Source organism: Aeoliella sp., assembly GCF_965227375.1.
In the GTDB taxonomy this organism is placed as follows: Bacteria; Planctomycetota; Planctomycetia; order Pirellulales; family Lacipirellulaceae; genus Aeoliella.
Map to the genome: position 1 here is coordinate 2,834,805 of NZ_CBDDFX010000002.1, position 14,388 is coordinate 2,849,192.

Here is a 14,388-nt window from a genome sequence, read left to right on the forward strand (position 1 = left end):
AATCGTTGGCGTCATCATCGGACCGCATGGCGGCCCGGCTATTGGTCACCAGCGGGGATAGTCTCGATGAAGACCGCAGTCACACTGAACGAAGCCAAACTTGCGCTCGAAAAGTACCGCGAAGCGGTGCTCCTGATTCGCCGTTTGCTGAGGTCGGCACTACCGCGTTGGTCAGGTGGCATGCGGACCTGGTTCCCAGGAGAACATCCTCCCTCGGAGTTAGCCTTCTCCGCTGACGAACCAGAGGAACCGGAGCTCACTTACAACGAAGAGGAACTAGCAACTTATCGCATTGCCAGGGAACTGCTGATCGAGTCGATCGAACTCAACCCCTTCTACCCCGATACCTACGTGCTGCTGGGGAATGCCTATGGCGAAATCGACGGGGACATGGACAAGACGATCGAGTACTTGTCCGCAGCACTACAGATCGATCCCAATGACGACGAAATCGTGAACGGCCGCATGGCGATGCACTTGAATGCCGGTGATCTCGAAGCAGCTCGCCTCGACCTTGAGCAACTCGAAGCGTTGGAGTCGTACTACGCTCGTTCAATGCGCGAACACTACGAGCAGGCAGTAGCCGAGAAACGAAGCTTGGACAAGCAAGCAGATTAGCTCTGCGTGAGCTAACTCAATCGCGTTCGCATTGCCAAGCGTAAACAGGCGACGCCTAGCAGCGTTATGCCAAGCGAAACGGAGGCCGGTTCAGGAATCGAATTGCTGCCGAGCTGAATCTTCCAGTAACCGCTGCCGTAGGCAGTGTCCGAGCTTCGGACAGTATTAAACTGAATCACTTGAGCGTAGTACTCCAGCGAATAGTCCTCTCCAGGCTCAAGCGTTCCTGTGGAACTGCCGACCAGTGTGTTGCTGAAATTGCCTTCCTCCTCGCCCAGCAAGTATTCCGTTGAACTCAGATTGCCACCCGACTGTAAGTTCTCGAACAGTGTTCCATTGCTATCTGTCAAGCGGGCGTACAGATTGTAGCCATTGTAGGTTGGAGGATCGCTGGTGGTCGTCGAGAGAAGCCCATCGATGGAGTACGGCGTCGACTCTTTAACCGTGAAGTTGAGTCCGCCGATAACTTGGGTCATGCTCTGCGTGGTCCCCGCTCGAACCATCGAGAAGTCTATTCCTAGATACAACCCGTCTGCGTCGTTCAGTACGACATAGTCGGCGGTTGTGCTGCTGCCACCGTTGCTCGCCGACTGAGAAAAAGTCGCCAGGCCCGTAATGGTATCGACGTCTTCAAAAGAGTCGTTGTCCTCCGGGACATTGCCATCTCGAGCTTGTGACTGTAATGAATGCGAATCTGGCGCCACTAACACTGCCGCAGTGGCCGAGTTGGTAACAGAGATCGCTACCACGGCGATAAGAACGATGTACATATTGAGAATAGCCCCAGGCCGGATCATCAGTCCCCTCCACAGTTGAGTTTCAGCGTATTCCCGCCAGTCTTATTACAGCGCGGGACCGCTGCAACCCAAATGGGCCTTTTTGGAGTATTTGGGCCTAAATCTCCTCTGGGTGGCGATGCTTGCGGCTCACCGTTCTACCCCCACCGCGTATAGACCATCGGCGCTTCCATCGGCTGCGAGTCGAGTTCACTGCGCTCGATGTGGTCGGGGTCATCGTGGTCCCAGTCGTACTCCACCGGCTCAATGCGGGGGGCAATGTCGTAGTCGTACTCCACTTCGACCTTCGGTTCAGGCTCTTGTTGTGGTTCGGGTTTCTTGCGGGGCACGATGGTGGCTGTGTAGTAGTAGTCGGGCTCGGGCTCCGGCTCCGGTTCGGGCTCTTCGGCCACTTCTTCGACTTCTGGCTCCTCGACCACTTCTTCTACGACAAGCTCTTCAATGACCTCCTCGATCACTTCTTCCTCGACGATCTCCTCGACCTCTTCCTGGAACTGCTCGCCGAAGCGGCTGGGCAGGCGGCGGCAATCGGCCGAGAGTTTCTTGAAGATCGACAGGATGTGCTCGTGGCAGGTGAACACCAGCAATTGGTGACCTTCGGCGGCGAACTCGGTGAGCACCTTGGCGGCCACCGCGGCGCGGCGTTCGTCGTAGTTCACCAAGACGTCGTCCAGGATCATCGGCAGCTGAATGCCGCGGCGGGCAAACATCGAGATCAGCGCCATGCGGACACTGAGGAACAGTTGCTCGCGGGTGCCGCGACTCAACGACTCGACGGCCAGCGACGTGCCGTCCTCGCGGTCGACGAACAAAATATCGTTCGCCAGCGGCGTCCACACCCGCGTGTAAAGCCCGCCGGTCAGTTCGCGGAAGTAGCCGGTGGCTTCCTGCAAGGTTTCAGGCTGCCGGTGCAGTTCGTACTCGTGCCGCACCCGCTCCAGCATCTGGCTCACCACGGCTCGCTCGCGCCAAGCTTCCAAGGCACGGTTGAGATTCGCTTCGACGATGCCTAGCTCGATCTGCTTCTCCGAGAGCGTTGTGTCTTCGGTCAACGCGCGTTGCTTTTCGACCAGTTGGGCACGCTCTTTGAGTAGCGAGTCGAGTTCTTTCTCGGTGGCCTCGTGCTCGCCAGTCAGCGATTCCCACTGCTTGTCGAGCGTACCGACCACTTCCGGAGCAAAGAAACCAGCGAAGTCTTCCTCTGTGCCCAAGTTGCCAATGGCCGCGGCGATCTCGCGGGTGAGCGACTTTCGCTCGCCTTCAAGCTTGGCTCGCTCTTCCAAGTCGGCCGCCAGCTTGCGGTAAGCGGTTTCGTGCTCGACGCCTGCCTTCTGGAACAGAGCATCGCGCTTGCGAGTGAGACCAATCGCGGCGCGGGCGTGGCGGGCTTCTTCGGCTTTGAGTTCCTTGGCCCGGTCTCGGAGCTTGTCGCGGTGCTCGATGTGGGCCTTCTGCAAGCGGCTCTCGCTTAGCAAGTGCTCGAGCTGCTCCAGCGGCTCGGCGTCTTCCATCACCAGGCCGGTCTCTTCGGCCAGTCGCTCGATGCGTGTCACCACGCGGTCAAACTCGCGTTGGCGACGAGCCATGTCGTCGGCGCGGCTCAGGGCTTTCTGCTCAAGCTGTGCGAGCTGCTCGTACTGCCCGGCCAGCAGATTGAGTTCCTTGGGCGAAAGAGCCTCGGGCAGGCCCAGCGCCTTGAGCGAGCCACGCCAGTCGCGGCGAGTCGTTTCGACGCGAGCCTTCGCAGCATCGTAGGTCGACTTCGCGCTGCGGCTCGCTTCGGTGGCACGGCGACGCTCGCTTTCGACCGGCAGCATGTCCTCCAGTTCGGCCAGGTGCTTCTCGGCCGTTTGCAAACGCAGCACGATCGAGCCATCGGCTACCGGCAGCTCCTCCTCCAGTCCGTCCTTCTCCGCGCGAGCCGCGATCAACTGACGATTCAGATCCTCCAGTTGCCGCTCGACGCCATCGAGTTCGTCGGCGGCTTTCTGTTGATTGGCCCACCGGAAGGCCGGGATCAACACACTAATTATCGTCAGCAAGCCTCCCGCCTGTCCCAGTTCGGGGTGGCTCTCGGTGATCAGCCATGCAAACAAGAGCGCGGCCGCCCCGAACACACATCCCCCCCACGCCACATACAGGCGCAGGGGCATCACTTGCCCATCCAGCAATTCTCGAGCCTGCTGCTCGAGTTCCACACCGCTACGACGCGTTTGTTCGATCTTCTGTTCCACGTTCAGCCGCTGTCGTAGCTTGGCAACCAGCTCGCCGGCGTCCTGCAGGTTGGTCGGCAGGCCCAGCCGTTCGCTGCTAGTGGTCGCGGTGGCAAGTTGCGCGGCGACCTTCTCCTCCTCGTTGCGATGGGCTTCGTACTCTTGCTCCTCGATCTCGAGCTGCGTTTCGGCCGCTTCCATGGCGATCCGCTGCGGAGCGAGCTTCTCCAGTTGTTCCTTGGAGAGCACCAACCGTCGCTCGCTGTCGCCAAACCACTGCTGCGCCAGCCGGCTGGTCTCGCTTTCGAATCGCGAAGCGAGCTTGTCCGCTTCGGCCTCGAACTCGGCGCCCTGGGCGGCCAGCGACTCGAGCCACTCCTGCTGCTCGGCCAAGCCTTCGATGCGGCAGCAATTGCGAACCAACACTTCGTTAATGCCCAGGTCCTCGGCCTCCTGGCGGAGTTGATGCCGCTGGCCTTTGTGGATCTCGCGTTGACGCTGGTGTTCCTCGATGCGATCGTTCAGTTCGTCGAGATCGGCAATCGCACTCGCTTCCAGCGGGTAGAGCCCCGCGAGCGACTTGATGCGGGCGTCGGTCTCGTCGCGTTTGAGCCACTGTTTGCGAATGTTCATCGCCACTTCGACGCGGCGGGCACGGCGCTCGCGCTCGCGAGCTTCGGCGCGGAGCGTGGCCACCTGCTGATCGATCTCGTCGATCTCCAAACCACGCTGGCACCAAGTGCGCGTTTGACCGGCGAGTTCGGCAATCTCGGCTTCGAGTCGTTCTTTGTCGGCCAGCAGGCCCGAAATCTTCGAGCGGTTGTCCGCGCTGTCCAGCAGCTTCTTGCGACTCGACCGCAGGCCGACGATCACGTCGTACAGCATGATGCGGTCGAGGCCCGAAGTGAGTCGGTAGATCCATTGCGCGGCCGCGCTGCCACCCAATGTGCCGAGGTGCTGGATTTCGTCGAGCCCCAGCGCGAACACGTTGTTGAACGTGGCTTCGTCGACGTGCTCAATCGCCTCGCGCAACAGTCGATCGCCCTGCTGCTCGCCATCGGGCATGTCGATCGTCACGCGGCCGTAGTCGGTGTCGCTGCGGTCGGCGTAGCGGTTGATGCGGAACGGTCCGTCGTCGGTCACCACACCCAACGAACCACCAGGACGGCCGCCGTCCACCGGCGGCAGGTACACCGCACGGCGCTCGTCCGACACGCCGTACAGCACGCTTCGCAGGAACTGCATCAGCGTGGTCTTGCCGGCCTCGTTCCAACCATGGAACACGGTGACTTCGGGCGACAGCCGACGCAGATCGAGGTCGTGCCAAACACCAAAGCCGTCGACGGAGATGTCAGTTATACGCATAGCGGGGAAGGTGGGGGTCGAGGGTTTGGCGAGCCGGAAGCGTCTGCGCCCGGTGCTGCGGAACGTTGCATCCTCAATCGGACGTAACCAGGTCTCCGGTAGCTTCAGGCGAGGTAAGTAAATCGATGCCCAGTTTCTTGGCGTTTTCCAGCACCACGGTGCGATGATCGGAATTGTCGAACTTGGCGGCCGACTTCAGCCAGTTGCTGGCCAGTGGCTCGGGCAGCAACTGTTCGAGGCCAAGCGACTTGCGGCTGTCCTCTTCGAACTCGGCCAACTGTCGCAGGTAGTCGCCCAAGATGGTCTCCTGGTCGTACCACTCTTCGGGCACGGTGGCGGGAGCCAAGCAATTAACGCCCACCGTCCAGCACAATGGCGATCGCTTGGCAGCACGTCGTTGCAGCCGAGTCACCAACGCGTCGGTCTCGGTGCCGGGGCGGAGTTGTGTGATCAGCGGCCCAGTGCCGCGGATGTGGAACGTGACGAGCAAGTCCGTGCCTTGCGATTTTTGACGGAGCTTGTCGAGTCGCTCGTCCATGCGATCTTCGAGTTGTTCGAGCGTGGTGCTGGCGGTGACCTCGATCGACTCGTCAACCCAGCGGATGATGTCGGTCGAGATGAACTTGGTATGCGTCTTGCCATCCACCACGTGCACCAGCGTGCAACCACACGGGCCTGATTCGGCTGGCGAGCGGCCTTGCGGCGTGCCCGCGTAATGCGCGATGCCCGGTTCCGTATCCACCGTGGCTCGACGATGCCGACCGCCGAGCGCCATGTAGTGGACGCGATCGCCTTCGCGGCCCGGCGAGTCGTTCGTGCTGTAGGCCACGCCAGCGGTGAATACTCCGTTGGCGTCGCGATGGAAGCCACTGGCTTCGACGCTGCCATCGTCTTCGCTGCTGACACCTTGAATGCGGGCAATCGTTTTGCCGTCGCGCTTCAGTTCAATGTTCTCCACATGCCCGGTGCCGAAGCGGTGCACGTTCTCGGGCAGCTTGGCGACGACGGGCCACTCGTCCGGCCCATCGACCACACCGCCGGCCCAGAAGACCTCGACGTTGCGAGCGTTGAGTCGTTCGAACTGTTCCTGCAAGAACACGATGGCTCGTGGACCGCTGCGGGCGAGGTCGACAATGTCGCCAGACAGCAACAGAGCGTCGGCGCCTTCGACCAGCGTGGTTTCGACAACCTGTTGGGCCGCCATGTAGGCTGCGTCGCGCGCCAGTTCGCGCAGGTCGTCCGACAGACTGGGGAGCCCGGCCAGGGGGGACTCCAAGTGCCAGTCGCTAGAATGTACGAGACGAATCTCAGGCCGCTGCATAACGCCTCCCTGCGTCAATGGGGATCCAGTTGTCCCGCAATTTACACAGTTTCGCGAAACGGGCCAACTTCAGATTGCCGGCGATGCTAGCTTTTTTCGTACCTATCCACCAATCGCCAAATAGCCGTCGGGCCACGCCCGCCGCGAAGGGCCAAGCCATTGGCTACAATGCAAGCAGTCTTACGATTACGCCAAGGCTTCCTATCCTATGCATCTACCCGATCTAACGAGTATCGAGCATCGCCCCTGGCCGATCCCCGAGCTGCCATGGACCTGGCAGCAGGCGTGGTACGATTTGCTATTCGCCCACTGGCCAATCGAACTCGATGCGCTCCGCCCGCTGATTCCCGATGAGTTGGAAATCGACACGCACGAAGGCACCGCCTGGATTGGCGTAGTTCCGTTCAACATGCGGATCAAACGCCGCGGCCTGCCGGGCATACCGACCGCTGCGCACTTTCCGGAACTCAACGTGCGAACCTACGTGAAGCTGGCTGGCAAGCCCGGCGTGTGGTTTTTCAGTCTCGATGCTGCCAGCCGATTGGCCGTGTGGGGCGCGCGGCGGTACTTCCACCTGCCGTACTATCACGCCGACATGCGCATCGCGAGCGATGGCGATGCGATCGTGTACCACAGCGCCCGGCGAGGACCGCAGCCAGCAGCGTTCGCCGCGCGGTATCGCCCCATCGTGCCGGTGACGCTCGCCCAGCACGGCAGTTTGGAACATTGGCTCACCGAGCGATACTGCTTGTTCGCCCGCTCGAAGTCGGGCGTGTACTGGTGTGGCGAGATCCACCACGAGCCATGGCCGTTGCAGCAAGCCGAGGCGGAGATCACGCAGAACTCGATGCTCGAACCACTTGGCCTACGCGTGCCCGACACGCAACCGGTGCTGCACTTCGCCAAGTCGATCGACGTGGCACTGTGGCCGCTATCGAAAGCGAAGACGCCTTAAGCCGCCATCGAGCGAGCAAAGTTTGGCGAGCTGCGGCGCAGCGCCACGCGGTACTTGTTCCGCAGGTCAACCATGTTGATCCACTGGAACGCGTTCACCAGCGCCGAAGCGATGGCGATGGCCCACGCCCACACGGCCGCCGGCACTCCGGTACTCTTGGCAACTTCAACGGCCGCATCGCCTACGCCAGCCCTCTGGGTATTGCTATCAAAGTCGTAGTTGGGGTGCTCAGCAATCTGTCGAGTAGGCGAGCTGTTGTCGGTCGCAGCCGTATTGCCAGCCGCTTCCCGACTATTCTCGAAGGGCGCATTGAAGGAACTTTCGCGATTGCTCGCGGCCGTGATGGCGGGCGCGGCAGTAGGTTCAGGACCATGAGCTTCAGCCGTTCCACCATGGGGCACCATCGAGCGCACCAAGTCAGTCGGGCGTTCGGTAGTCGTGCCCGACGGGATTTCCGGCAAGGCCTCCATTTGTCGTTTCTCAGGAAAGCCCGGGCCTTCCATGGCGGCGGTTCGCTGTTGCTCCGCCGCCAAGGCGGATTGCGCCTGCAATTCGCGTTGCCGTTGCTCCTGCCGCATTCGCGCCCAGTACTCGTCTTGGGTTTCCGTCATGCGGTTGGTTGTCGTCGCGGAATTGTTGCCACGGCTGACCATCACGGAGCGATCGGCCACCTGCAGTGGATTGCCCGCGCTATCGGTCGTCCAGCCAGGTGCTGGAGTGGAACCGGCAATGCCGCTGATGGGGTTGCCGTAGCGGTCCACCATGCCGCGATTGGCGGCCGTTGCCTGGTCGATCGAGCTCCGCATGGCGTCGGTGGTGTTGCGAAACTGATCCTGCGCGTTGGCTGTTGTCGGAGCAACAAACCGCTCTGGGCTGGCCGAACGCGTGTCGGGCGGAGCGATCAAGTCGCCCATCGCCTGGCGGGTGTCGTTGATCACTCGCTCGCTAGTGGCACCCATTTCGTTCAGCGTGTTGCGCACTGCATTGCGAGTGTTGTCGAAGCCGTTCTGAGCCGCCTCAAAACCTGCGTCGAGTTGCGACTGTGCGTCGGGCATGGCGCTGCGTGTGACCGTGGGTGTGGTTGGCGGCGCGGTGTACGAGCCACCCGTGTACTGGTTGGCTTCGTATCGATTGGCGGGGTTCGGATTAGCTGGCGGCACGGTCACCGGAGCGGAGGTCACAGCGGGGTTGGGCTGCGACGCGCCTCGAGTGACGGAGCCATTGAACCCGGTGGCATTGCGGCCGAATCCACCCGCCGGGCCGGTTTGAGCCAAGAGATCAATGCTCGGTGATCCTGCGTCTTCCACTTCGGGCCGGAACGTGGTTCGAGACACCGCGCCAGGTCGAAGTTTCTTGGCCAACGGCTCGGTACCCACTACCACGCGAATGCGACGAATCGGCGAAACCTCGGGGGGAATATTCGACTCAATGACTTGGGCGTTGCCCTCCTTCATCTGCTCCAGCAGTTCCGGCTCCACCTGCACGGTGTAGTCGTAGCCAACTTCCGCATCGCTGGAGGGTTCGTATCCAAACGACACGCCCAGCAGAGGAACTAACAGCAACAGTGCAGGAGAAGTCATGATGAAGTAAGCAGGTAAGAGGAACAGGTCGGCGCAGCGTGTCGCGACGCGCGTCATGCTGGAAACTGCTCACGCAAGAAGAACGCACGCCGCGCTCGTGGCGCGCCGCACAACGGATCCTTCCGCAAGGCTAGACTCCCAGTGGCAACGGCATTTCGGCCGCAGCCAGACGATACAACGGTTGCTATCAGACGTCGATTCTAACGAAAGCCGCAGATTAGGCCTAGAGAAATACGCAGCCAAATAACCAATGCGGAATCACAAATGACCAAATGGCCCAAGCTCCTCCGCTGTGCTAGCATAGAGCGATGAGCACCCGCAGAATCATCGAACGATTAACCGGATCGCCAGTGGCAATGCGGCTTGTTCGGTGGGCGGTCACGCTGCTGGTGGTGTTCGTGGTGCTCTGGTTCGCCGGTGGCACCGTGCAGCAAGGGTGGCAGCAGCTAGCTACCAGCGAGATCGACATCGCTTGGCCTTGGGTGGCCGCTTCGGCCGGGCTGTATATTCTGGGGCTCGCGCCGATGGCCTTTTTCTGGCGGCTGGCGCTGCACCGTTTGGGCGAGAAGCCGCCCGCGATGGCCGTGGTGCGGGGCTACTACCTTGGGCACCTAGGCAAGTACGTGCCGGGCAAGGCGATGGTGGCCGTGCTGCGGACCGGCGCGCTGGTGCAGGCGGGTTGCCGCGCCCGCTCGACCGTGGTCAGCGTGTTCCTCGAGACACTATCGTTCATGGCCACCGGCGCAGTGCTCGCCGCGCTGTTGTTGGTGGCAAGCGGCGACGCGCCGGCAAAGTACGCCTGGCTCTCCGTTGGGCTCGCGCTATTGGCCGGGCTGCCGATCACGCCGCCCATCGCCCGCAAGTTGGCCGGTCGGGTCTTGGCCAAGCAGCAGGCTAATGGTGACAACTCGGATCCGCTGGCCGGCATCACCTGGCGACTCACGGCCGCCGGCGTGGCCTGTAGCACCGTGGCCTGGACCGTGCTGGGTTTGAGCTTGTGGGCGGCAGTGCAGTCGGTATCCAGCGTTACAGTTTCGCCATTCTCCCAACTTTCGCTCTGGATCGAAGCGGTGACGCTGCCGGTCGTGGCAGGTTTTCTGTCACTCATCCCCGGTGGGGCCGTGGTTCGCGACGTCCTGCAGGCGGAATTGCTCACTCCCACGCTGCCCAAAGCCACTGCTCTGCTGGCCGCCGGATTGTGGCGACTGATTTCTGTTTCCTCCGAGGGGGCCACTTGTGCTATACTGGGAGCTTCCCGCCTGTATCGTTCACAGCGACCCACCTCGAACGATACCCATTAAAAAACTGCATCCGACCACTAGCGAGCAGCGTGAGTGCTTCAGGCGGCGCCACGCGGCCTTTCGATATCTCGCTACAGTGGCATGCACTTCGAGCAATCTCGAATGACTCCAATCACCGTCGTCATCCCGGCATTCAACGAGGCGGAGAGCCTTCGCGAGTTGCATCAACAGTTGCACGACGTGGCGGCGGCCAACGACTACCGCTTGCGAATCGTGATGGTCGACGACGGATCGACGGACGACACCTGGCAGACAATCGAAAAGCTGTCGGCCGACGACGCGAACCTGTTGGGCGTTCGCTTCCGCCGCAACTTCGGCAAGGCGGCCGCGTTGACCGCCGGGTTCGATGTGGCCGAAGATCCCTACGTCGTGACGATGGACGCCGACCTGCAGGACGACCCCGCCGAGTTGCCGCTGCTGCTGAAGAAGCTTAACGAGGGCTTCGACGTGGTAAGCGGGTGGAAGATCCATCGCCAGGACCCATGGCACAAGACGCTCCCCTCCAAGGTGTTCAACAAGCTCGTCGGCTGGCTCACCGGCGTGAAGCTGCACGATCACAACTGCGGTTTTAAGCTCTACCGCCGCGAAGTGTTCAACGAAGTACGCATCTATGGCGAGTTGCATCGCTTCGTACCGGTGCTAGCGTCCGCACGAGGATTCAAAGTGGGCGAAGTGCCGGTGAATCATCGGCCACGAAAGTTCGGCCACTCGAAGTACGGCTTTATGCGTATCTTCAAAGGCCTGCTCGACCTGTTCACCGTAAAGTTCATCACGGGCTTTGGCCAGCGACCACAACACTTGCTGGGCGCGACCGGGCTGGTCGCCTTCCTGGTGGGCTTTGTGATCTTGAGCTACTTGGCCGTGATGTGGTGCGTCTCGCGCATTTGGACTGACATTCCCGAAGTGCACCTGCACGAGACGGCCGCACTGTACTACGCCCTGGCGAGCTTCCTGATCGGGGGCCAGTTCCTTTCGGTCGGACTGCTGGGCGAAATGATCACTGCCTTTCTGATTCGCAAAGCGGACATGTACTCCATCTCCGCCTACACGGGGCCTGAAGAACGAGTGACCCCGGCCGGCGGCCCGCACACTCCTCCGGTGCCTCCCGCGCACGAAACGCATGACCACTGAACAACAGCCCGACGCAACGCCGGGCGATCCGCACGCCGCGCTCCGCCGCTCGATCTACGCACTGCTCATCGTGATTGCAGTGGGCCACATGTCCGGCCGCATCCTGGCGGTAAACTCCGAGAACTACGCCAGGCTCAGTCAATCGCGCATCAATCAGCGACTGGACCAGTTCCGTGCTCAGCAGGAAGCATCCGGTGCCGACGAAGCCACCATTGCCGACCGCATGGATCGAAAACGGGCCGAGCTCGAAGAGAAGCTCGGCATGGAACGACCATTCCTTAGCGCGAACGATCGCAGTCGCTGGCTTACGGTGCGTTCGCTGGTGGAAGAAGGCACCTACGAGGTCGACAATTTTTTCCGCGAGCCGCGGTGGGACTCCATCGACATGGTCAGCCACTTGGGCCGCGACGGCGAGCGGCACTACTACTCCAGCAAGCCGCCATTGTTGGCCACGATGCTGGCGCCCAAGTACTGGCTGATTACAAAAATTACCGGCTGGAACCTCGGCACGCATCCCTACGAAGTCGGGCGGTTGATGCTGCTGTTGACCAATGTGCCAGCGATGATCGTGCTGTTTGTGGTGATCGCCGCCCTGGCCGAGCAACTCGGCACGACCGACTGGGGGCGAATCTTCGTGGTGGCCACGGCCTGCTTCGCCACGCTGCTCACCACGTTCGCCGCGACGCTGAACAACCACATCATCGGTGCGACGAGTGCCGCGGTGGCGATTTACTTCTTTGTGCAAATCGCCCGTCGGCCCGAGCCGCGCGGTTGGCACTTCCTAGCGTGCGGCCTGGCAGCGGCATTCACCGCGGCCAATGAATTGCCAGCCGCGGCGTTTCTTGCTCTGTTAGGGGTGATCCTCCTGGTGCACGATTGGAAGCGAACTCTCATTTGGGGTGTGCCGGGTGTGCTTTTGGTAGCGGCCGCGTTCTTCACGACCAACTACATCGCCCACGACAGTCTGCGGATCCCCTACATGCACCGCAGCGATGATGACCCAGCCGACGACTGGTACACCTACAGCTACGAAAAGGACGGCCGCATCATTCAAAGCTACTGGCAAAACCGTCAAGGCATCGACATCGGCGAGCCCGACCCGGGAGTTTACGCGCTGCACGTACTGATCGGTCACCATGGCGTGTACTCGCTCACGCCAGTGTGGTTGCTCACGCTGGTGGGAATGGGCATCTGGGCCGCTAAGGGCCGGATCGAGCGCGAAATGGCCCTCATGGCCTTTGTCCTCACGCTCACCTGTTTTGTGTTTTTCATCGTGCTTCGCGACCAGGACGACCGCAACTACGGCGGCATGACGTCCGGCTTTCGCTGGATGTTCTGGCTCGCCCCGTTCTGGCTGGCCGTGCTACTGCCGGCGGTCGACTGGATGAGCCGTAAACGCTGGGCGCGGGGAGTCGCACTAGTGCTGCTGTGCCTGTCGCTAGTGTCGGTGAGCTATCCCACCTGGAACCCTTGGCAGCAACCGTGGATCTACAACGCGATGGAACACTTCGGCTTGCTTTAGTCGCGAGCCCCTCTTGGAAGTTCAGAAATCAGACGCGGATTGTCGCAGATTTGGGCGGATGTTCGCGGATCCGATTCGTTTGCAACAGTCATTCCAAATCAGCGCATATCCGCCCAAATCCGCGCGCATCCGCGTCTGATTCTCATGCCGTGCCGACAGCATTGAAGTCCACCGAAGCGGCATCGGCTACTTCATCTTTACCTGCGCTTCCATCAGCGCACGTGCATCGCGATTGGCCGCTTTCCAATCGCCGCTGACTGCTTTGTCGACAATCGCTTGCAGCATCCCCGCCTCGGCGTCCGATAGTTGGCCATCGTCTGCCGCTTGCGCAATCTGCGCGGTAACTTCGTCCAGTTTGCCCTCGGCTTGGCGATTGGTGATGGAGTACAGCGCTTTGGAGTACTCGTACGCCTTGGTGCTGACCTCTCCATAGCCACAGCCGGGCGCGAGCAGCAGGGCGAGCAACGGGAGAGTCAAGAAGTATTTCGCGCGCATGCTACAACTGCTCCCTGGAAGTTTCGCCTTCGTTCATGCTGGAGTACTCCGCCCACAGAATGAGGTCGACGTCGTCGGTCACGAACCGCACCGAACCATCGCCCAGACACACGTTGCCGCCGCCGGGATGCTCGGCGTACATCTGCCCCACGTGATAGGTGGGAAAGTTCACCGGATGAATGATGGGGAAGCCAGTGATGTCTAACTCGCCACCCGACGGACCGGCGTGCACCAGCACGGAAGTGGCCGCTGCATCGGGGCCGTTTTCAGGCGACTCGAACCGCGGATGGGTATACGCCCCGGGCACCACGCCGACCCACGTCTTGTCGCTGAGCAGCGAACTGTGCTCGCCCAGGAAGATGGTGTTCGACAGGCCATCGGTCACCTGGCGGAATTCAGTCTTCGAGCCACGGTAGAACGGTCCATCGGCCACGCGCGACGCGTCGCCGTTGATCTCCACGGTGGTGGTTACGCTGTTGTAGATGTCGGTGAAGATCACGCCCGACGAACTAGCACCGCACTCGCCCCAACAAGACTCCTGTCCATGACTCGCCACGTAGTGCGACCGCCCGACCAGCACCTGGGTGCCGGCAATGGTAAGCGGATCGCCCGACGAGTCGGCCACGAAGAACGGATCGCGCGGGCCGGAGGAACTGGGGCAAAGGAAGACGGCCGGCTGCTGCTGGATGTACGCCGTGTGCTGTGCGTGCCAGATGGGCTGCTTGTAGTCAATCTCTGCGGCAATCGAGCCCTGCTCCAACTGGTCGAGCAGAAAAGCGCCCCATCCCCAGCCAGGCGGAGCGTCCCAAGTCTCGGGATCGCGTAGCGGCGAAGCAGGCGTGGCGAGCGAGTTGGAACTGTACCCCGGTGGCAACTGCCGTTTTGCCGACTCGTAGTTGTGCAGCGCGAGCCCCAGCTGTTTCAGGTTGTTGGTGCACGCGTTACGCCGCGCCGCTTCGCGAGCGGCCTGCACGGCCGGCAAGAGCAGCGCGATCAGGATTCCCATGATGGCAATCACCACCAGCAGTTCCACCAACGTGAAGCCGGACGCACACTTTCTACAACGATTCCACATATTTGCACCTCGCGG

Annotated in this window: 11 protein-coding genes; 5 read left to right on the forward strand and 6 right to left on the reverse strand. The window is 61.4% G+C overall.

What is annotated here, in order from left to right; translation table 11 throughout:
• Positions 1-66: 66 nt before the first annotated feature.
• On the forward strand, positions 67-618 hold the full coding sequence (locus ACQK2L_RS24060; protein WP_425399590.1) for a hypothetical protein: 552 nt from the start codon (positions 67-69) through the stop codon (positions 616-618).
• An 11-nt stretch (positions 619-629) separates the two neighbouring features.
• Here the strand turns inward: ACQK2L_RS24060 and ACQK2L_RS24065 are convergent, their stop codons facing one another.
• The 3 genes from ACQK2L_RS24065 to ACQK2L_RS24075 form a co-directional block, all read right to left on the reverse strand.
• Positions 630-1,415 (reverse strand): hypothetical protein, encoded by a 786-nt coding sequence (locus ACQK2L_RS24065; protein ID WP_425399591.1) that lies wholly within the window; start codon positions 1,413-1,415, stop codon positions 630-632.
• Positions 1,416-1,552: 137 nt separating this feature from the next.
• On the reverse strand, positions 1,553-4,993 hold the full coding sequence (locus ACQK2L_RS24070) for an AAA family ATPase (RefSeq protein ID WP_425399592.1): 3,441 nt from the start codon (positions 4,991-4,993) through the stop codon (positions 1,553-1,555).
• 73 nt (positions 4,994-5,066) lie between these two features.
• Positions 5,067-6,269, reverse strand: a complete 1,203-nt coding sequence (locus tag ACQK2L_RS24075) for a metallophosphoesterase family protein (RefSeq protein ID WP_425399593.1) — start codon at positions 6,267-6,269, stop codon at positions 5,067-5,069.
• 253 nt (positions 6,270-6,522) lie between these two features.
• On the opposite strand from ACQK2L_RS24075, the gene ACQK2L_RS24080 reads away from it, so the two are divergent.
• Positions 6,523-7,269, forward strand: coding sequence for a YqjF family protein (locus tag ACQK2L_RS24080; RefSeq protein ID WP_425399594.1), 747 nt, complete (start codon positions 6,523-6,525; stop codon positions 7,267-7,269).
• Here the strand turns inward: ACQK2L_RS24080 and ACQK2L_RS24085 are convergent.
• A complete protein-coding gene (locus ACQK2L_RS24085) occupies positions 7,266-8,906 on the reverse strand; it encodes a hypothetical protein (protein WP_425399595.1) in 1,641 nt (546 codons plus the stop codon). The two genes, ACQK2L_RS24080 and ACQK2L_RS24085, sit on opposite strands and share 4 nt — an antisense overlap.
• Positions 8,907-9,157: 251 nt before the next feature.
• Between ACQK2L_RS24085 and ACQK2L_RS24090 the strand changes: the two genes are divergently transcribed.
• From ACQK2L_RS24090 to ACQK2L_RS24100, 3 genes are all read left to right on the forward strand, one after another.
• Complete coding sequence (locus tag ACQK2L_RS24090) at positions 9,158-10,150, forward strand: lysylphosphatidylglycerol synthase transmembrane domain-containing protein (RefSeq protein WP_425399596.1); 993 nt, start codon at positions 9,158-9,160, stop codon at positions 10,148-10,150.
• A 102-nt stretch (positions 10,151-10,252) separates the two neighbouring features.
• Complete coding sequence (locus ACQK2L_RS24095; protein ID WP_425399597.1) at positions 10,253-11,281, forward strand: glycosyltransferase family 2 protein; 1,029 nt, start codon at positions 10,253-10,255, stop codon at positions 11,279-11,281.
• Positions 11,271-12,803 carry a hypothetical protein gene (locus ACQK2L_RS24100; RefSeq protein WP_425399598.1) on the forward strand — a complete coding sequence of 511 codons (1,533 nt, stop codon included), beginning with the start codon at positions 11,271-11,273 and terminating at the stop codon, positions 12,801-12,803. The genes ACQK2L_RS24095 and ACQK2L_RS24100 overlap by 11 nt, the downstream gene beginning before the upstream one ends.
• A 186-nt stretch (positions 12,804-12,989) precedes the next feature.
• On the opposite strand, the gene ACQK2L_RS24105 is transcribed toward ACQK2L_RS24100, so the two are convergent.
• On the reverse strand, positions 12,990-13,298 hold the full coding sequence (locus ACQK2L_RS24105) for a hypothetical protein (RefSeq protein ID WP_425399599.1): 309 nt from the start codon (positions 13,296-13,298) through the stop codon (positions 12,990-12,992).
• A 1-nt stretch (position 13,299) separates the two neighbouring features.
• Positions 13,300-14,373, reverse strand: a complete 1,074-nt coding sequence (locus ACQK2L_RS24110) for a DUF1559 domain-containing protein (protein WP_425399600.1) — start codon at positions 14,371-14,373, stop codon at positions 13,300-13,302.
• Positions 14,374-14,388: the final 15 nt, after the last annotated feature.

Bases quoted from the DNA above. Each gene is read 5' to 3' on its own strand.
- ACQK2L_RS24060 (WP_425399590.1), top strand. From the start codon at position 67: ATGAAGACCGCAGTCACACTGAACGAAGCCAAACTTGCGCTCGAAAAG.
- ACQK2L_RS24065 (WP_425399591.1), bottom strand. From the start codon at position 1,415: ATGATCCGGCCTGGGGCTATTCTCAATATGTACATCGTTCTTATCGCC.
- ACQK2L_RS24070 (WP_425399592.1), bottom strand. From the start codon at position 4,993: ATGCGTATAACTGACATCTCCGTCGACGGCTTTGGTGTTTGGCACGAC.
- ACQK2L_RS24080 (WP_425399594.1), top strand. From the start codon at position 6,523: ATGCATCTACCCGATCTAACGAGTATCGAGCATCGCCCCTGGCCGATC.
- ACQK2L_RS24085 (WP_425399595.1), bottom strand. From the start codon at position 8,906: ATGACGCGCGTCGCGACACGCTGCGCCGACCTGTTCCTCTTACCTGCT.
- ACQK2L_RS24090 (WP_425399596.1), top strand. From the start codon at position 9,158: ATGAGCACCCGCAGAATCATCGAACGATTAACCGGATCGCCAGTGGCA.
- ACQK2L_RS24095 (WP_425399597.1), top strand. From the start codon at position 10,253: ATGACTCCAATCACCGTCGTCATCCCGGCATTCAACGAGGCGGAGAGC.
- ACQK2L_RS24100 (WP_425399598.1), top strand. From the start codon at position 11,271: ATGACCACTGAACAACAGCCCGACGCAACGCCGGGCGATCCGCACGCC.
- ACQK2L_RS24105 (WP_425399599.1), bottom strand. From the start codon at position 13,298: ATGCGCGCGAAATACTTCTTGACTCTCCCGTTGCTCGCCCTGCTGCTC.
- ACQK2L_RS24110 (WP_425399600.1), bottom strand. From the start codon at position 14,373: ATGTGGAATCGTTGTAGAAAGTGTGCGTCCGGCTTCACGTTGGTGGAA.